Origin of the sequence: Gordonia heveisoli, assembly GCF_030315745.1 — a bacterium.
GTDB lineage: Bacteria > Actinomycetota > Actinomycetes > Mycobacteriales > Mycobacteriaceae > Gordonia.
Window position 1 is genome coordinate 36,781 of record NZ_JASXSH010000015.1, and the last position, 17,599, is coordinate 54,379.

18 protein-coding genes are annotated in these 17,599 nt (G+C 66.2%); 15 read left to right on the plus strand and 3 right to left on the minus strand.

All coding sequences use genetic code 11. From position 1 onward, the window contains the following. Positions 1–51 precede the first annotated feature (51 nt). The 5 genes from fusA to QSJ18_RS14090 all read left to right on the plus strand — a co-directional run bounded on the left by fusA (position 52) and on the right by QSJ18_RS14090 (position 6,447). Entirely contained in the window at positions 52–2,157 is a 2,106-nt protein-coding gene (fusA, locus tag QSJ18_RS14070) for an elongation factor G (RefSeq protein ID WP_286327154.1), read from the plus strand. 113 nt (positions 2,158–2,270) lie between these two features. Continuing rightward, positions 2,271–3,461: an elongation factor Tu gene (tuf, locus tag QSJ18_RS14075; protein WP_286327156.1), complete on the plus strand. Its 1,191-nt coding sequence runs from the start codon at positions 2,271–2,273 to the stop codon at positions 3,459–3,461. 162 nt (positions 3,462–3,623) lie between these two features. Further along, positions 3,624–4,523 (plus strand): SHOCT domain-containing protein, encoded by a 900-nt coding sequence (locus QSJ18_RS14080; RefSeq protein WP_286327157.1) that lies wholly within the window; start codon positions 3,624–3,626, stop codon positions 4,521–4,523. A gap of 174 nt (positions 4,524–4,697) precedes the next feature. Beyond that, the gene (locus tag QSJ18_RS14085; protein ID WP_462476084.1) at positions 4,698–5,618 is read left to right on the plus strand and encodes an alpha/beta hydrolase; all 921 of its coding nucleotides are present in this window, start codon (positions 4,698–4,700) and stop codon (positions 5,616–5,618) included. 79 nt (positions 5,619–5,697) lie between these two features. Continuing rightward, entirely contained in the window at positions 5,698–6,447 is a 750-nt protein-coding gene (locus QSJ18_RS14090) for an alpha/beta fold hydrolase (protein WP_286327159.1), read from the plus strand. 8 nt (positions 6,448–6,455) lie between these two features. Here QSJ18_RS14090 and QSJ18_RS14095 read toward each other — a convergent pair whose 3' ends face one another. Beyond that, positions 6,456–7,391, minus strand: a complete 936-nt coding sequence (locus QSJ18_RS14095; protein WP_286327160.1) for an oxygenase MpaB family protein — start codon at positions 7,389–7,391, stop codon at positions 6,456–6,458. Positions 7,392–7,587: 196 nt separating this feature from the next. Here QSJ18_RS14095 and QSJ18_RS14100 point away from each other — a divergent pair, with 196 nt between their 5' ends. The 10 genes from QSJ18_RS14100 (at position 7,588) to QSJ18_RS14145 (ending at position 16,026) form a co-directional block, all read left to right on the plus strand. Next, positions 7,588–8,511, plus strand: a complete 924-nt coding sequence (locus QSJ18_RS14100; protein WP_462476085.1) for an o-succinylbenzoate synthase — start codon at positions 7,588–7,590, stop codon at positions 8,509–8,511. A gap of 150 nt (positions 8,512–8,661) precedes the next feature. Next, positions 8,662–10,032, plus strand: a complete 1,371-nt coding sequence (locus QSJ18_RS14105; protein ID WP_286327163.1) for a cytochrome P450 — start codon at positions 8,662–8,664, stop codon at positions 10,030–10,032. Between the two features lie 3 nt (positions 10,033–10,035). Further along, on the plus strand, positions 10,036–10,659 hold the full coding sequence (locus tag QSJ18_RS14110) for a TetR/AcrR family transcriptional regulator (protein WP_286327164.1): 624 nt from the start codon (positions 10,036–10,038) through the stop codon (positions 10,657–10,659). Positions 10,660–10,722: 63 nt separating this feature from the next. Next, complete coding sequence (locus tag QSJ18_RS14115) at positions 10,723–11,595, plus strand: SDR family oxidoreductase (protein ID WP_286327166.1); 873 nt, start codon at positions 10,723–10,725, stop codon at positions 11,593–11,595. A 12-nt stretch (positions 11,596–11,607) separates the two neighbouring features. Continuing rightward, complete coding sequence (locus QSJ18_RS14120) at positions 11,608–12,219, plus strand: hypothetical protein (RefSeq protein WP_286327167.1); 612 nt, start codon at positions 11,608–11,610, stop codon at positions 12,217–12,219. Beyond that, positions 12,216–12,719, plus strand: a complete 504-nt coding sequence (locus tag QSJ18_RS14125) for a hypothetical protein (RefSeq protein ID WP_286327168.1) — start codon at positions 12,216–12,218, stop codon at positions 12,717–12,719. Before QSJ18_RS14120 ends, QSJ18_RS14125 begins: the two co-directional genes overlap by 4 nt. After that, positions 12,716–13,414 (plus strand): carbohydrate kinase family protein, encoded by a 699-nt coding sequence (locus QSJ18_RS14130; RefSeq protein ID WP_286327169.1) that lies wholly within the window; start codon positions 12,716–12,718, stop codon positions 13,412–13,414. Before QSJ18_RS14125 ends, QSJ18_RS14130 begins: the two co-directional genes overlap by 4 nt. Then, on the plus strand, positions 13,411–13,983 hold the full coding sequence (locus QSJ18_RS14135; RefSeq protein WP_286327170.1) for a hypothetical protein: 573 nt from the start codon (positions 13,411–13,413) through the stop codon (positions 13,981–13,983). The genes QSJ18_RS14130 and QSJ18_RS14135 overlap by 4 nt, the downstream gene beginning before the upstream one ends. 68 nt (positions 13,984–14,051) lie before the next feature. Next, positions 14,052–15,263 carry an NAD(P)/FAD-dependent oxidoreductase gene (locus tag QSJ18_RS14140; RefSeq protein ID WP_286327171.1) on the plus strand — a complete coding sequence of 404 codons (1,212 nt, stop codon included), beginning with the start codon at positions 14,052–14,054 and terminating at the stop codon, positions 15,261–15,263. Positions 15,264–15,288: 25 nt separating this feature from the next. Continuing rightward, on the plus strand, positions 15,289–16,026 hold the full coding sequence (locus tag QSJ18_RS14145) for a DNA alkylation repair protein (RefSeq protein ID WP_286327172.1): 738 nt from the start codon (positions 15,289–15,291) through the stop codon (positions 16,024–16,026). On the opposite strand, the gene QSJ18_RS14150 is transcribed toward QSJ18_RS14145, so the two are convergent. Both QSJ18_RS14150 and QSJ18_RS14155 read right to left on the minus strand, forming a co-directional pair. Beyond that, positions 16,008–16,445: a DoxX family protein gene (locus QSJ18_RS14150; protein WP_286327173.1), complete on the minus strand. Its 438-nt coding sequence runs from the start codon at positions 16,443–16,445 to the stop codon at positions 16,008–16,010. The genes QSJ18_RS14145 and QSJ18_RS14150 overlap by 19 nt on opposite strands. A 20-nt stretch (positions 16,446–16,465) precedes the next feature. Then, positions 16,466–17,524, minus strand: a complete 1,059-nt coding sequence (locus tag QSJ18_RS14155) for a ferredoxin--NADP reductase (protein WP_286327174.1) — start codon at positions 17,522–17,524, stop codon at positions 16,466–16,468. Between the last annotated feature and the right edge of the window lie 75 nt (positions 17,525–17,599).

A 17,599-nucleotide genomic window follows, 5' to 3' on the forward strand; every position in this document is an offset into this window, starting at 1 on the left:
CCGGTTCGCACCACCAACCCAACAGCTCTAGCGAAATTGCGAGGCGAATAAGTGGCACAGGAAGTGCTCAGCGACCTGAACAAGGTTCGCAACATCGGCATCATGGCGCACATCGATGCCGGCAAGACCACCACGACCGAGCGAATCCTCTTCTACACCGGTGTGAACTACAAGATCGGTGAAACCCACGACGGTGCCTCGACCACCGACTGGATGGAGCAGGAGAAGGAGCGTGGTATCACCATCACCTCCGCCGCCGTCACCTGTTTCTGGAACAAGAACCAGATCAACATCATCGACACCCCCGGCCACGTCGACTTCACCGTCGAGGTCGAGCGCAGCCTCCGCGTGCTCGACGGCGCCGTTGCCGTCTTCGACGGCAAGGAAGGTGTCGAGCCGCAGTCCGAGCAGGTCTGGCGTCAGGCGGAGAAGTACGAGGTTCCTCGTATCTGCTTCGTCAACAAGATGGACAAGCTGGGCGCGGATTTCTACTTCACCGTGCAGACCATCAAGGACCGTCTCGGCGCCAAGCCGTTGGTCCTGCAGCTCCCGATCGGTGCCGAGGATGCCTTCGACGGCGTCGTCGACATCATCGAGCAGAAGGCCATCACCTGGCGCGGCGTCGTGCCGACCGGTGCCGAGCCGACCATCGAGGAGATCCCCGCGGACCTCGTCGACAAGGTCGCCGAGTACCGCGAGCAGCTGCTCGAGACCGTCGCCGAGAGCGACGAGGCCCTCATGGAGAAGTACTTCGGTGGCGAAGAACTGACCATCGAGGAGATCAAGGGCGCGATCCGCAAGCTCACCGTCAGCCGTGAGCTGTACCCGGTTCTGTGTGGCTCGGCCTTCAAGAACAAGGGTGTCCAGCCGATGCTGGACGCGGTCATCGACTATCTCCCGTCGCCGCTCGACGTCCCCTCGGTCGAGGGCCACGCCGTGGGCAACGAGGAAGAGACCCTGTCGCGTAAGCCGTCGGCCGACGAGCCGTTCTCGGCTCTCGCGTTCAAGATCGCGGCGCACCCGTTCTTCGGCAAGCTGACCTTCGTCCGCGTCTACTCGGGCCAGATCACCGCGGGCACCCAGGTGCTCAACGCGACCAAGGGCAAGAAGGAACGCATCGGCAAGCTCTTCCAGATGCATGCCAACAAGGAAATGCCGGTCGAGGACGCCACCGCGGGCCACATCTACGCGATGATCGGTCTCAAGGACACCACCACCGGTGACACCCTGTGCGACTCGGCTGCCCCGATCGTGCTGGAGTCCATGAGCTTCCCGGACCCGGTCATCAACGTCTCCATCGAGCCGAAGACCAAGTCGGACCAGGAGAAGCTGGGCACCGCGATCCAGAAGCTCGCCGAAGAGGATCCGACCTTCTCGGTCAAGCTCGACGAGGAGACCGGCCAGACCGTCATCGGCGGCATGGGTGAGCTTCACCTCGACATCCTGGTCGACCGCATGAAGCGCGAGTTCAAGGTCGAGGCCAACGTCGGCAAGCCGCAGGTGGCCTACCGCGAGACGATCCGCAAGGCCGTCGAGAAGCACGAGTACACCCACAAGAAGCAGACGGGTGGCTCGGGCCAGTTCGCGAAGGTCATCATCAAGCTCGAGCCGCTGGTCGACGCCGAGGATGGCGCGACCTACGAGTTCGACAACGCCGTCACCGGCGGTCGTGTCCCGCGCGAGTACATCCCTTCGGTGGATGCCGGCGCCCAGGACGCGATGCAGTACGGTGTGCTGGCCGGCTACCCGCTGGTCAACCTGAAGGTCACCCTGCTCGACGGTCAGTACCACGACGTCGACTCGTCGGAAATGGCCTTCAAGATCGCCGGTTCGCAGGCCCTCAAGGAGGCTGCGAAGATGGCAAGTCCGGTCATCCTGGAGCCGATCATGGCCGTCGAGGTCACGACTCCCGAGGATTACATGGGCGACGTCATCGGCGACCTGAACTCCCGCCGTGGCCAGATCCAGGCCATGGAGGAGCGCAGCGGTGCACGTGTCGTCAAGGCACAGGTTCCGCTGTCGGAGATGTTCGGCTACATCGGCGACCTTCGGTCGAAGACCCAGGGCCGGGCTAACTACTCCATGGTGTTCGACTCCTACGCCGAGGTTCCGGCGAACGTGTCGAAGGAAATCATCGCGAAGGCGACCGGCGAGTAAGTCGGTTCGCGTCAGCGACCAGCGCCGGCCACCACAGCGGGCGCACAACGTAAAAGAATCAAACCCCTGTTGGGATCCCCCCAACAGAGCAACACAGTCCAGGAGGACATCAAGTGGCGAAGGCGAAGTTCGAGCGGACCAAGCCGCACGTGAACATCGGCACCATCGGTCACGTCGACCACGGCAAGACCACGCTGACCGCGGCGATCACCAAGGTGCTGCACGACAAGTACCCGGAACTCAACAAGAGCTTCGCGTTCGATCAGATCGACAAGGCTCCTGAGGAGAAGGCTCGCGGTATCACGATCAACATCTCGCATGTTGAGTACGAGACCGAGAAGCGTCACTACGCGCACGTCGACGCCCCGGGTCACGCGGACTACATCAAGAACATGATCACCGGTGCGGCTCAGATGGACGGCGCGATCCTCGTGGTCGCCGCCACCGACGGCCCGATGCCGCAGACCCGCGAGCACGTGCTGCTGGCCCGCCAGGTCGGTGTGCCTTACATCCTGGTCGCCCTGAACAAGGCCGACATGGTCGACGACGACGAGATCATCGAGCTCGTCGAGATGGAGGTCCGCGAACTGCTGGCCGCCCAGGAGTTCGACGAGGAAGCTCCGGTCGTCAAGGTTTCGGCGCTCAAGGCACTCGAGGGTGACGCGGAGTGGGCGAAGTCGATCGAGGAGCTCATGGCTGCCGTCGACGAGTCGATCCCGGATCCGGTCCGCGAGACCGACAAGCCGTTCCTGATGCCCGTCGAGGACGTCTTCACCATCACCGGCCGCGGCACCGTGGTCACCGGTCGTGTGGAGCGCGGCGAGGTCAACGTGAACGAGGAAGTCGAGATCGTCGGCATCCGCGAGAAGTCGCAGAAGACCACCGTCACCGGTATCGAGATGTTCCACAAGCTGCTCGACTCGGCTCAGGCAGGCGACAACGCCGGTCTGCTGCTGCGCGGCCTCAAGCGTGAGGACGTCGAGCGCGGTCAGGTCATCGTCAAGCCCGGCACCACCACTCCGCACACGGAGTTCGAGGGCCAGGCTTACATCCTGAGCAAGGACGAGGGTGGCCGCCACACCCCGTTCTTCAACAACTACCGTCCGCAGTTCTACTTCCGTACCACGGACGTGACCGGCGTCGTGACCCTCCCCGAGGGCACCGAGATGGTCATGCCGGGCGACAACACCGAGATGAGCGTCGTGCTCATCCAGCCGGTCGCCATGGACGAGGGCCTGCGCTTCGCCATCCGCGAGGGTGGCCGCACCGTTGGTGCGGGTCGAGTCACCAAGATCACCAAGTGATTGTCACTTCACTGATCTGACTCAGGCGAGTCTGACAACCTCAGGCGATTCTGACAAGGGCGCCCGATCGCGAAAGCGGTCGGGCGCCTTTGTGTTTGCGGGTGGTCGCGCAGAGCTGTTCGAGGTCTTCCCAGCTCTGGGGCGGGTGGCTAGAGTCGTCGCATGACGATGTTCGGTGAAACCGGGGCGGGTCCACAGATCCCCCGTGGGGTGTGGCGGTTTCTGGGCACTTTCCTCTTCGTGATGGTGTGCGGCATCGTCGGACCGATCTTCCTGGTGATGTATTTCGTGATCGACGAACCAGACACGGGGTGGTTGCTGTGGACGGGCCTGTTGGTCACCGGAATCGATGTGGTGCTTGGCGTTCTGCTGGGGTGGGGAGCCGCACGCGGGGGTGGCGGCGTCGGGCTGCTGTCGGGCGGTGGGGATGGTGCGCGGCATCGGGGGGTCTGGCGGGCCGCGGTCGCCGATGTCCTGTCGATCTCGCAGACGTCGATCGAGATCAACGATCAACCGCTGATGAAACTGGGCCTGCGCATCCACGGCGACGGCATCGACACCTTCGACACCGAGACCCGTACGGTCGTACCGGTCTTCCAGCAGGCCTTGCTGCATTCCCGGAGGCTTGCGGTGTTGGTCGACCCGACCTCGCAGAAGTTCGACATCGACTGGCAGGCAACGGCATTGCTGGCCGGCTCGGTGCCGGCTCGGTTCACCTCGTCGGAAGACGGCCGCGATTACGACCTGACGGGACAGGTCGAACCGCTGACGAAGATCCTGGCGATCCTCAACGACCACGACGTCGACATCTCGGGCACGATCGATCTGCGCGCCAATCCGGTCGCGCGTGACGCGGTGATGGAGGTGGTGCGCGAGTACGCCGGAACGTCGGCCGACGACGTATCGGCGTCGAGCGCGACCCCGCCCGCGACGGCCGGTGCCGAAGCCGCTCCGCGGACGACGGCGCAACGGTTGGCCGACCTTGCCGACCTCCGTGATCGGGGTGCGATCACCGGGGACGAGTATGAGGCCGCGCGGCAGCGGATCATCGCCTCTATCTGACCTCAATTTTCCCATACACCCCATCAGTCACATCAGAAACTTTGGTAACTGACGGGTCTCAATGTCCACCCTGTGTGGTTACAGCCGTAGCATCGCGAACATCCGTCGAATTACGGTTCATCGGTGCTCCTGTGTACTGGTCGGCCGCGGACGATTCGCCGTCGCCAACGATTCATCGCGTTCCTGTTGACCCTCGCCGGTATCACCGGCGTCGCCTCGTTGACCTCCGGGTCGGCCGATGCCGCCAGCTTCGGCAGGTTCTATGTCAGCGGCTGCGGCATGCCGACAACCCCGGTCGACACATGGACGCGCTGGGGCAACTACAAGACCGTCATCGCCCTCGACGGACTTCGCGCGACAAGCGACGTGAGTGGCTGGCGGCACGAGACGAATATCGCGCGGCTGGCGAATTCCGGCGTCAACGTCGTCGAGCCGGTCGGCGGACTCGCCAGCTTCTACACCGACTGGGAACGGGCCAGCCCGGGCAACAAGATCAAGTACCGCTATCGCTGGACCTGCCGACTCAACACCATCGTTCGTGAACTCGATGCGCGTGGTCTCGCGGTAGGCCCGTGGGGCAAGTACGCGATCATGGGCATCTCGATGGGCGGCAACGCCGCGATGATCTACGGTGCCTACCACCGTGCCCGCATCTCACATGTCTACTCGATGTCGGGGTACCTGAACCTGTCCGCACCGACGATGCGGGAGGCGGTCCGGCTGGCCCTCGCCGACGCCGGCATCTCGGCCGGTGTCGGTCCGTTCGACGCCGACGCCATGTGGGGTCCGCCGTGGGCGGAGCGCTGGTCGAAGAACGACGCGCTCGTTCAGCTTCCGCGGATGCGGGGGATGAAGATCCGCGTCGCGGCCGGGTCGGCGACCTGGGGCTCCTACAACGTCGACGCCGTCGCCTCGGTCAAGGGCACCCCGCTCGAGGCCATCTCGCTGGCGCAGACGCGGGCCTTCGAGGTGGCCGCAGCCCTGCAGGGCATCCGGGTCTCCACCGACTTCCCGAATATCGGCACGCACCAGTGGGGATACTGGCAGGACATGGTCTGGCGCGCCAAGAATGCCAAGTGGTTCCACGATCGCTGAGCCGTCGGGGACCGAGATCGACGGCCGCAGCGATGGACGTGGGCGCCGTCACGCGGGTCGCGGTCGTATCGTGGCGTGAATGCGTACATTGCAGCGAGAGGCAGGACCAGACCTGCACATCCGGGTCTCGGGTGATCTGAGCGCCGGCCGGCCGGTGCTCCTCGTCCACGGAATGGGCGGCGATCATCGCACCTGGCGGGCGACCGCGGCGATGCTGCGGCGTGGTGGCCGTCCGGTGGTCAGTTTCGATCTTCGTGGTCACGGCCACAGCGGTCGGACCCCGAACTACCTGCTCGCCGATTTCGCCGCCGATGCCCAAGTGGTGGTCGACGCGCTGAACATCGAACGGGCCGACGTCATCGGCCATTCGCTGGGGGCTCATACCGCGTTGCGGCTGGCGATGGCCCGGCCGGAACTGGTGGATCACCTGATTCTCGAAGAGGTGCCGCCGATGGCCCGCGACGCCTCGGATCTGGCCGAGCCGGTGGTGATGGCCGCGACGCTGGGAGAGCGCGTACGCGGACTCCTCGCGTTGGCACGGGATCCGCGTCCGATCCTGCGCTTCGACCGGGCGATGGCCGATCAGGTCGTGGCGCAGTTCGACAACTCCGCACCCGACTGGTGGGCCGATCTGGCACGGGTCAGCGCACCGACCTTGGTCATCTCCGGTGGGGACCGGAGCTTCCTGCCGACCCGACACCTTCAGTCGTTGGCCGATGCCCTGCCGGATGGGCGGCTGGTGGCCATCGATGCCGGGCACAGCGTCCACCGTGACGCTCGGGGTGAGTTCCTCAGTGCCGCCGCGGAATTCCTCGCCGTCCCGCGCTGAACAACAGGTCAGGCGGGCTCGTTGTGTAGCGGTCGCGGATCGACGCCGACGGTCTGCCATGCCTCGTAGGCCCACGGCACGTACAGCCACTTCAGTGGCAGTCGGTTGATCAGCGGGTTGGCGGCCCGCATGACCTTGGCGAATCGCTGGAAGTTTCGCTCGCGCCGGTCGTTCCATTCCAAGTCGCACACATCGCGCATCTGCTGCGGCAGGGTGCCGACGACGACGGTGCGCAGAAAGGCGTTGAGCGGGGCCGACAGCACGCGCCAGACCGCCGCGGGGATGTTCTTGGGTCCGGGCAGGCCCTGACGGATGTAGCCGGTCGCGTACACGATGGTCTTGTGCGCGACGAACCGATCGAGCATCGCGTCCCAGTACTCGAGGAACTCTTCATAGGTCTGCGGTTGTCCCCGGTCGCTGACACCGTAGAGCTGGTACCAGACCTTGGATTCCTCGAAGATCTGTACCTTCTCCGCATAGGAGAGCCGGCGAATGAAGGTGTCGGTGATGTAGAGAACCTGGTCGACGAAGGTCGCGTGCGCCCAGTAGAACAGCTCGGGATTGAGCGCGTGATACCGCGAACCGTCGCTGATGGTGCCCTTGATGTCCTTGTGGAAGTCGCGGACGGTACGGCCCCACTTCTGTGGCTCGGTGCTGTACACCGTCCGCATCACCGGCGGGCCGGTGCGCTTGGCGCGGCCGAGGAAGTCGCTGAAGATGACCGAATGGTCGAGGACGGCCTGACCGAGCTGTTCGATGCAGTTCTCCGTGCCCGCCAGGCGCTGGAAACCAAGCAGTCCGCGGTTGTCGCCGTAGAACTTCCAGATCAGGGAGTCGGCTCCGAGCCTGGGTGAGGGCAGATCGCCGGCCGTCTCCGGGGTGTCGTCGACGATCTTCGGTTCGGCCTCACGGATGCCGAGTTCGAATTCTTGGTTCACTGACATGAGGCGAGAATAGAGCATATTGGAACGTATGTGAATATTTGTCTCATCGAGACCGGAGGTAGCAGTGCACGACGGTGACCGGGGCGGTTGGGGCCGGGGTGATTGGGGCCGGGGTGATTGGTTTGGCGGGGAACTCTTCACGCGCGGGGGACTACCCGACGTCGAAGGTCTACTCGCCACGGCATATGTCGTCCGGCTGCCGATGCATACCCGGTTCCGCGGCCTGCGTGAGCGCGAGACGATGATCTTCGCCGGTCCGGCGGGCTGGGGTGAGTTCGGTCCCTTCGTCGAATACGGCGATGAGGAGGCGGCGGCCTGGCTACGCGCGGGGATCGAGGCCGCCTACCTGGGACCGCCGCCCCCGGTGCGGGCCGAGGTGGAGATCAACGCCACCGTCCCCGCGGTACCCGCCGACGAGGTTGCTGCGGTGCTGGCACGGTACCCGGGAGCGCGGACCGCCAAGGTCAAGGTTGCCGAACCAGGGCAGACGCTGGCCGACGACGTCGAACGGGTCGCCGCGGCACGCGAGGTCGTCGACCGGGTCCGGGTGGATGCGAACGGCAAGTGGACGGTCGCCGAGGCGATCGCCGCGATCGCCGCGATCGGCGACCTGGAGTATGCCGAACAGCCTTGCGCGACGGTCGAAGAGCTCGCCGAGGTGCGTCGTGAGGTCGACGTTCCGATCGCGGCCGACGAGTCGATCCGCAAGGCGAGTGATCCGCTTCGGGTCGTTGCGGCCGAGGCCGCCGACATCGCCGTGGTGAAGGTGGCGCCGATGGGCGGGATGCGCTCGACCGTCGCGCTGGCCGATGCGGTCGGCCTGCCGGTGGTGGTCTCGAGTGCTCTCGACAGTGTGGTCGGCATCGCGGCCGGGGTGGCCGCGGCGGCCGCGGTCGGAGGACTCGAGCGCGCCTGTGGTCTTGGTACGGGGTCGTTGTTCGCCGACGACGTCGGCCCCGGATTCACGCCGGTGCACGGCAGGCTGACGCCGCGCTGGTTCGACGCGGACTCGACTCTCATTCGGCCCGCTGATCGTTTGCTCGCGCCGGTCGAGCGGGATCGCTGGTGGCGTGCGCGCCTGCGCCGCGCGCACGCGGTTCTCGTACGTGAGGGCGCGTGAGACCGGCCCAGGTCAGTTAGAGACGATTTGGCGATTTTGTTCCAAGATGCGGTATGATTGCGACATGGGTCACAGTCGGTGCCCGGGTTGGTACGCGTCGACCACGTCGACGCGAATGGTGCCCGGCCTGCCGTATGGAGGGAGTCGGTCATGACGTCGGTCGGAATCGTGGACACCGAACACGGTGGTGACGAGCGCGGAAACGAGCACAGCACCGCGAATCTGCGTCCGGTGCCGTCTTCCAACCGTAACGGTGTCCTGGAGATGATGGCCATGCGCCGGGATCCGTTTGCCTACGCCGACCGGCGGATGGCCCAGTACGGCAACATCTCCGGCCTTAATGCGCTGGGACTGAAGCTGGTGGTGACCGGCGGTCCGCGCGCCGCGAGCGAGATCCTGATGAACAAGGATCGGGCCTTCGCCAATGGGCCCGCGTGGAGTTATTTCATCGGCCCCTTCTTCAACCGCGGCATCATGCTGCTCGACTTCGACGAGCATCGCCATCACCGCCACATCCTGCAGCAGGCCTTCACCCCGAAGGTCCTCAAGGGCTACATGGCCGAGATGCAGCCGATCATCGCCGAGCGGGTGGCCGCCTTCCCGACGGGCAAGGTCAAGCTCTTCTCCGAGTTCAAAGAGCTGACCCTCGACGTCGCGCTCGAGGTCTTCCTCGGCATGGAACTGCCGAAACATGAAGCGGACAAACTCAATCAGGCATTCATCGACACCGTGCGCGCGGGTGTCGCCTACGTTCGTAAGCCGATGCCCGGCGGGCGCTGGTGGAAGGGGCTGCGCGGACGCAAGGTCCTGGAAGAGTTCTTCTACGCCAACATCGCCGCCAAACGTGCCACCCAGACGCCCGACCTGTTCTCGGTGCTGTGTCATGCCGAGAGCGACGAGGGTGACCGGTTCACCGACGAGGACGTCGTCAACCACATGATCTTCGTGCTGATGGCCGCGCACGACACGTCCACCATCACGATGACGCAGATGGCCTACTGGATGGCCAAGCATCCATCATGGCAGGACCGGGCGCGGGCGCAGTCGCTGGCTCTCGATTCCGAACTGACCTACGACGACCTCGGAAAACTCGACGCGCTCGACCTGATCATGAAGGAATCGCTGCGTCTGTGTCCGCCGGTTCCGGCCCAGCCGCGGATGGCGATCAAGGACACTTCGGTGCAGGGGTTCTTCATCCCGAAGGGCACGATCGTCTCGGTCTCGCAGATGACCAACCATCGCGACCCGGAGTTCTACACGAATCCCGACATCTTCGATCCCGAGCGGTTCGGTCCGGACCGGGCCGAGGACAAGGGACACCGGATGGCGTGGATGCCCTTCGGTGGCGGCGTGCACAAATGCATCGGGCTGTACTTTGGCCAGATGGAGATCAAGACGATCCTGCACCAGCTGCTGCGGGGCTACGAATGGTCGGTGCCTGCCGATTACCAGATCCCGATGGATTACAGCTCGTTGCCGGTGCCGAAGGACAAGCTGCCGGTTCAGCTGCGTCGGCGGTGATCGGTGGCCGACAACGCGACGAGGTCGAAGTCGAAGGATGCGCCGGCCCGTAAGGTCAGAAACACCGAGAGCCCGGCCGCGCAGGAGGCCGCGATCCTGGCCGCGGCGGCCGAGGAGTTCACCGCGGTCGGTGTCCGGCGCGCGAATGTGGACGAGGTAGCCGCGCGCGCCGGTGTCAGTCGCAGCACGCTCTATCGGCGTTTCCCCAACAAGGACGCGCTTCTCCTCGCCGTCGCCAATGACGTGTACGAGAAGGGGATGCGCAGGCTGGAGGGGGCAGTCCGCGGACTCGGGGCGAAACAAGCGCTGGTGGAGGCCTTCGCGATCGGCGCCTCGATGATCACCGAGGACCCACTGCTTCGCCGGATCGTGCTGACCGACCCGGAGATGAAGGGCATCACCGCGTCGATGACGTCGCTGTTCGTCGACATCGTCACCTCACGGGTGGCCGCGACCCTCCGTGAGGAGGGCGCCCAGATGCCGGTCGACGACCTTCTGCAGGCGGTGGAGATCCATGTCCGACTGGTGATCTCATTTCTCGAGACACCGATGTCCGACGAGACGAGAAGTGAGCCGGAGGCGGTGCGTGAGTTCGCCACCAAATTCCTCGCCCCGATGATCTGGTAAGCCGACGGCGGCGCTGCTCGACCGTGACCACGTGACGATGTCTTCTTGAGAAAGGCTGTGCCCATGAGCTTGCGCACCAAGCTGTCCCGTAAACCCTCGCATGACGAGATTCGTACCGCGTTGCGCGACAAGGTCGTCGTGGTGACCGGAGGTGCTCGGGGGATCGGTTTCGAGACCGCGACACAATTGTTCCAGGCCGGCGCGAAGGTGGCCATCGGGGACGTCGACGGGGAGGCCGTCGAGAAGGCTGCCGCCGACCTCGGCATCGAGGGCCTCACCTGTGACGTGACCGACCGGGCCTCGTTCGACGCCTTCCTGACCGAGGTCGAGGCGCGGTTGGGTCCGATCGATGTGCTGGTCAACAACGCCGGCATCATGCCGGTCGGTCCGTTTCTGTCCTACGACGACACCATCATCCGGCGTACCTACGAGATCGACGTGATCGGTGTCATCGTCGGCAGCCAGCTTGCCGCGCAGCGAATGGTGGCGCGCGGACGCGGCCAGATCGTCAACATCGCGTCGACCGCGGGGCGCATCCCGGCACCCGGGCTGACCATCTACAACGGTGCCAAGGCCGCGGTCATCGAATTCTCCGAGGCGTTGAACGCCGAACTCGGGCCCAGTGGAGTCAGCGTCAGTGCGGTGCTCCCCGGATTCACGCGGACCGGGCTGATCTCGGGTCTCAACACCGGAAAGCTGATCCCGACCTGTGGTCCCGACGAGGTGGCCGCGATCGTGGTGTCGACAGTGGCCCGGCGGCGGGTGCGGGCCTACGCACCGGCGTCGCTGTCCTGGGCCGACGCCAGCCCGATCATGCCGCAGTTCCTCAAGCGTGCGAGCCGCAGGATCTCCAAGCTCGATCGCGTGTTCCTGGAACCGGATTCGCAGGGCCGGGCGGCATACACCTCCCGTATCCGCGGCGAAGACACCGTCTGAGCGGGGGCAGGAATGGGGCCGGGTACGCGAGCGCGGCGCGCGGGCGACGCGCAGCTGCTGGCCGCCGACCGGGCCGCGCGGGCAGATCTGGCCGCGGCCGTCGATGAGCTGCACTCCGCACAGCTGGCGGCAGGTACCCGGCGGCCGCTTGCGCGCCGCTGGTGGGCGCTGACCACGATCATCGTGGTCGCGGCCCTGGTGTTGGCGGTCTGGGCGGTGGTGTCGTGGTGGCGCGACGACGACTTCGACGATGCCGACTACGAGCGGGTGGCCGCGGAGCGGGTGAGTCTGCTTCTCGCCCCCGACTTCCGCGACCCCCAGCAGACCCGCCGGATCCTCTCCGGGGCGACGGGGGCGTTCCGGGATGAGTTCGCGCAATCCGCCGACGCCTACACACAATTCGTGCGGTCCAACGGGACGGTCGCCCGATCCTGGGTGGACGGCACCGGGGTGTCGGGCCGCGTCGGCGACACCGCGACCGTGCTGGTGGCCGCAAGTGTCGTCTTCGACGGTCGGCCGCAGTCGGCGGAGAGCAGCGAGGTGTTGCGCCGGTTCCGGTTGCGGGTGTTGTTGACACCAGATGCCGGTGAACTGAAACTCGGGGCGGTGCAATACCTCCCATGACGCTATTGCCCAGCCGCCTGCTGACGCGCCGCGGTGCCGTGCTGCTCGGATTGCTCGCGATCGCCGTGCTCGCCGGTGTTGTCGCGGTGACGATCTCCGCTGCTCACACCGCCCGGGACGACGACGCCGCGGCGGATAACCGCGCCGAACTCCGGCAACATGCCGGACGCATTGTCAGTGAGGTGTTCTCGGTACATCGCGATCGGTGGCAGGCCGACCGTGCCCACGCGCGGTCCCTGGTGGCCCCCGCCTTCCTGGACAACTATGGCGCACAGTTGGATCGGCCGCCGGCCGACGGCACTGTCGCCGTCGAGTGGCGGCCCGAATCGGTCGGCCTGATTGCGGTGGGCACCGACGATGGGGATGTGCTGATGCGTGTGGCGGTGACCACGCGAACCGACCGATCATCCGACCCGACCACGATCCGTCGATCGGTGCGCACCCACTTCGTGCGGGCCGACGACACCTGGCTGCTCGACCGCGCCGAGGTGATCGGATGAGCCGCACCGAGGGGTCGGGGCAGAGTGGACGCGACGACCTGGCGAGGACCAGACTGGTTGCCGCAGAGGCGGATGTGGTGGCTGCGACGCGACGTGCGCGGCTGGCGCGGATCGCGGCCGCACCCGCGCTCCGGGTGCGGGTGGCACACCGCAGTCGGCTGATGTGGGGGGCGCTGGTCGCGGCGATAGCCGTGGTGCTCGTACTCGCGGTCGCCAGTCTGATTCTCGCGCTGGGCAATCGATCCAGCGGGCAGGAGCGGGCCGACCGGCGGGCGGTGCTCGAAGCGGCGGGAGCCGCGGTGGCCACGATGCTCACCGCCGACCCAGCCGACGCGAGTGGCTATGTCGATCGGGTGTTGGCCGTGACCACCGGTGCTGCTAAAGCGCGCATTACCGGGGTCCGAGACGCGTTGATTGCGGAGGTTGCCGCGCAGTCGGGACCGAGTGTGGGACAGACGGTCTCGAGTGGACTTGTCGATGACCCGCCCGCCGACGCCGAGTCGGGGACGCGGGTGGGCGTACTCGTCGTCGCCGACGCCACCAACCCGGCGCTGCTCGGGGGGCAGGCCCCGACCGATCGGGATCAGGTGGGAAGCACTCAGACCGGCGATCTGACCGGCTCCAGGCTGACGGTCGCCGTCACCATGCAGCTCGTCGGCTCCGAATGGCTGGTCGCGCAGGCGAGGTCCCTGTGAAAGGGGCCGGCAGCCTGGCGGGCTCACACAAGCTGTTGTCGTTCGAAAGGCGCCGATTCGTCGCGGCAGCCATCGTCGTGGTGGCCGCGCTCGTGGTCGCCGCCACGGCCGGATATGCCACTCACCGTCCGGCGTCGACGACCGACGCATCGGTCCGGCAGTCGGTCCTGTCGGCGAGTGCGGCCGCGCTCACCCGGCTGATGAACTTCTCCCCGCGGACCGCAGGCCGAGACACCCGCGCGACACTGGCCGCGCTGACCGATCCGCTGGCGCTCGACTACCGGTCGCGGGGCGCCGACGTCGTGCTGCCCGGCGCGATCGCCTCGGGCGCGACGGTGACCGCCCGGGTGGTCGGCGTGGCGCTACACGGTCAGGCCGACGGCACCGCGAAGGTGCTGGCCTTCATCGATCAGCAGGTGTCGGTACCGGAAAGTCCGGGAGCGGACGGATCCGGATCAGGAGCCGGGGAAAGCCGTCCCACCTCTATCGCTCGGTGGGCGGTTATGCGTAATGTCGACGGCAAATGGCTGCTCGCCGACCTCCAACCGGTCGGCGACATCACCCGCTGAGGTCGTCGGGCATGTGTGGACACCATGCCGCCGAGGACGCCGGGTGTAACTGCGAGGAGGGAATGGTTGTGACCGATACATCTGCGGGTGTGGTCGTGGTGGGCGCCGGACTTGGTGCGATCCGTTTGGCCGAGACCCTGCGCACCAACGGGTATACCGACCCGATCACGTTGATCGGTGCCGAGCCGTACGCGCCCTATGACCGTCCGCCGCTGTCGAAGTCGGTGCTGCTCGGCAAGGACGACCGGGTGGAGCTCAAACCTGCCGAGTTCTACGCGGATTCGAATATCGACCTTCAGTTGGGTCGCCGTGTGGTGGCCATCGCTCCGGGCGAGCGCACGGTCACCGTCGCCGATGCCGGCGATCCGGCACAGACCGAGACTGTCGCGTACGACACGCTGGTCCTGGCCACCGGCCTGAGTCCGCGGCCGTTCCCGGGTGCCGACGATGCGCTCGTCGGCCTGCACACCCTGCGCACCTATGACGACGCTGTCGCACTGCGTTCGGAGATCGACGCGGCCACCGACGCGGTCGTCATCGGTGCCGGCTTCATCGGCTGTGAAGTGGCGGCCAGCCTGCTGGCGCGCGGGGTGAAGGTCAGTCTGGTCGAGCCGGCTCCGACCCCGTTGGCGGCCGCTCTGGGCACCGAGATCGGCAAGTTGGTCACCCGCCTGCACATCGACAACGGTATCGACGTCCGCGCCGCGACCGGGGTCAGCGAGATCATCGGTACCGATGGCCGGGTCACCGGGGTTCGGCTCGACGACGATTCGCGGTTGCCCGCCGATATCGTCGTGGTCGGCATCGGTTCGATTCCGGTGACCGACTATCTCGACGGATCCGGAATCGACTGCGCGGCACGTGCGGAGGGCGGCGGAATCGCCTGTGACGCCTACGGCCGTACCAGCGCGGAAAGCGTCTACGCACTCGGCGACGTGGCCAACTGGCGGGACGCCGACGGTGTCGGGCATCGTGCCGAGCACTGGAACCACACCGTCGAACAGGCGGCGATCGTCGCCCATCAGATCGTCGGCGGCGACGCGGTGACCCCGGCGGTGCCCTATTTCTGGAGCGATCAGTTCGATCTGAAGATCCAGGTGCTCGGCAGCCCGCGGCCCACCGACGACGTGCACATCGCGGCCGACGACGGGAAGAAGTTCTTGGCCTACTACAGCCGGGACGGCATCCTCACCGCGGTGGCCGGGGCAGGCAAGGTCGGCGCGGTGATGAAGACGCGGGCCAAGCTGGTGACTCCCACCCCGATCGACGAGGTGCTCTGACTTCGCCGCCGACGCCGTGGCACCGGTGAGGTTTCGGGACGACGAGTTCACCGCGGCGGCGGTCCGTGCCGCCGCGGACGCGGAGGCCGATTCCCAGCGGGCGGCCAACGCGGCGAGGTTCTTTCAGGCCCACCCCGGTGGATACGGCGAGGGTGAAGAGTTCATCGGGCTCACCGTTCCGGTCCAACGTACGATCGCCAAACGGTTTCGGGGTATCGGGCCGGAGGCGGTCGCCGACTTGTTCACCTCGTCTGTGCACGAGCATCGGCTGATCGCCATCTTCCTGTTGCGCTACGAGTTCGACCATGCGGGCACCGACGCGGAGCGGGCCGAGTGGATTGATCTCTACCTGACGGCGCTGCGCTCCGGCCGAATCGACAACTGGGATCTGGTCGATTCCTCGGCCGATCCCATATTCGGCGTATTCCTCTACGGCCGTGGCGATCACACGCCGCTGCTGGACTTCGCGACGGCTGAGGACCTGTGGCTGCGCCGGGTCGGGATCATCGGGACCTTCCCATTCATCCGACACGGCGACCCGACCCCGCTGCTGGAGATCGCCGACATCGTCGTCACCGACCGGCGTGACCTCATCCAGAAGGCGTTCGGCTGGATGCTGCGGGAGGCGGGAAAGCGGGTCGACCGCGCGGTGCTGACCGACTATCTCGATCAACACGCCGCGCAGATGGGCCGCACGGCGCTGCGTTACGCGATCGAGCATCTCGATCCCGATCAGCGCGCGCATTACCGTTCGCTGCGTTGACTCTCGGGCTCATCAGCCGTGACCGCCGGCGTACGCGCGATGGAGATGGCGGCCGAGATCAGCGGAAATTGCAGGGGCAGACGGGCGATGGCGATCACCCGGTATGGCCATGGCCGGTCCCGCCACAGCCGGACCATGTTCACATTCGCGGGGAACACGGCGACGAAGAGTGCCGCCGCGCCGACTGCGGAGATGCGTCGGGTGCGGGGGAGGAGTAGCCCGGCGCCGAGCGCGAGTTCGGCTGCTCCCGATACCTGGGTCAGCAGACGCGGGTCGGCGGGTATCTCCGCTGGGATGATGTCGTCAAAAGGTTTGGGCACCAGGAAATGCATCGTGCCCGACCCCAGCAGCAAGCCGGCCAGTCCGCGGGCGAGTCGGGAGGGGTTCGATCTGCTCGGCCGGGCGAACGGGCTGGCCATGTCTGCGACCTTCCGGTGGGTCAGAACTCGATTTTCAGGGCATCCGACGTCGGGCGGGCCTGACAGCCGAGGATGTAGCCATCGGCGATGTCCTCGGGATCGAGCGCGCCGTCGTTCTCCATCTCGACCGTACCCTCGGTCAGGGTGCACGCGCACGACCCGCATTCGCCCTCCTGGCAGGAGTAGGGCGCGTCGAGGCCGGCGGCAAGCATGATGTCGACCAGGGTGCGCTTGCGGGGCCAGCTGAGAGTGTGTGTCTCCCCGTCGAGTTCGACTTCGACGGTGGCCGCGTCGGCGGCCTCGGCCTCGCTGACCTCCTCGTGGACGACGTCGACGAACGGATCGCCCGACAGTGAGTTGTAGACCTCGGTGTGCACATTCTGGTGCGGGAAATCGGCGTCGGTCAGACCCTTGTGGACGGCGTCCATGAACGGTCCGGGGCCGCACATGTATGCGGTGTGGGTGGCCGCGAACGGGGCGAACAAGGTCGCCAGCGTGGGCGCCGACGGCAGCCCCTGCAGGTTCTCCAGCCAGTGGATGAGGGTCAGCCGGTCGGCATGCGCCTGTTGTAGATCGCGGAGTTCGGCCGCGAAGATGACATCGTCGGCGCGCCGGTTGGCATAGAAGAAGACGACGGGGGAATCGCTTTGCGCCAGTGTGGCCTTGAGGATTGACATCACCGGCGTCACACCACTGCCCGCGGCGATCAGGAGGAGCGGCACATCGAGCGACTTCGGGGTGAACACCCCTGATGGTGGAAGCACCTCGACCTGGGTGCCGCCGACCAGGTTGTCGCACACCCAGTTGGAGCCGTAGCCCGCTGCGGTGCGCTTGACCGTGACCTTTGGCCGGTCGTCGGTGGACGGTGCGGATGCCAGCGAATAGCAGCGTGCGACCGAACCGGTTTGCTCACTGGGGATGCGCAGGGTGAGGAACTGTCCGGGGCGATAGGAGGTGAAGGCCTCGGCGTTGGTGCCCGGCACGTCGAACACGATGGACTTGGCGTCGGCGGTCTCGTCGATCACCTCGGCGACGGTCAGGATCACGCTGCGGGAACCGTGTGGTGTCAGGTCGGACATCTCACCGCTTTCGGCACTCGGAGGAAACGGAACGTGAAACTAGAACACGTTCTAATTCAGTCTAACGTACACCGG

What these genes read in the sequence shown, in the direction of transcription:
- QSJ18_RS14105 (WP_286327163.1), top strand. Translation starts at nt 8,662, where the DNA reads ATGACGTCGGTCGGAATCGTGGACACCGAACACGGTGGTGACGAGCGC.
- QSJ18_RS14090 (WP_286327159.1), top strand. Translation starts at nt 5,698, where the DNA reads ATGCGTACATTGCAGCGAGAGGCAGGACCAGACCTGCACATCCGGGTC.
- QSJ18_RS14115 (WP_286327166.1), top strand. Translation starts at nt 10,723, where the DNA reads ATGAGCTTGCGCACCAAGCTGTCCCGTAAACCCTCGCATGACGAGATT.
- QSJ18_RS14095 (WP_286327160.1), bottom strand. Translation starts at nt 7,391, where the DNA reads ATGTCAGTGAACCAAGAATTCGAACTCGGCATCCGTGAGGCCGAACCG.
- QSJ18_RS14150 (WP_286327173.1), bottom strand. Translation starts at nt 16,445, where the DNA reads ATGGCCAGCCCGTTCGCCCGGCCGAGCAGATCGAACCCCTCCCGACTC.
- QSJ18_RS14125 (WP_286327168.1), top strand. Translation starts at nt 12,216, where the DNA reads ATGACGCTATTGCCCAGCCGCCTGCTGACGCGCCGCGGTGCCGTGCTG.
- QSJ18_RS14155 (WP_286327174.1), bottom strand. Translation starts at nt 17,524, where the DNA reads ATGTCCGACCTGACACCACACGGTTCCCGCAGCGTGATCCTGACCGTC.
- QSJ18_RS14120 (WP_286327167.1), top strand. Translation starts at nt 11,608, where the DNA reads ATGGGGCCGGGTACGCGAGCGCGGCGCGCGGGCGACGCGCAGCTGCTG.
- QSJ18_RS14130 (WP_286327169.1), top strand. Translation starts at nt 12,716, where the DNA reads ATGAGCCGCACCGAGGGGTCGGGGCAGAGTGGACGCGACGACCTGGCG.
- QSJ18_RS14080 (WP_286327157.1), top strand. Translation starts at nt 3,624, where the DNA reads ATGACGATGTTCGGTGAAACCGGGGCGGGTCCACAGATCCCCCGTGGG.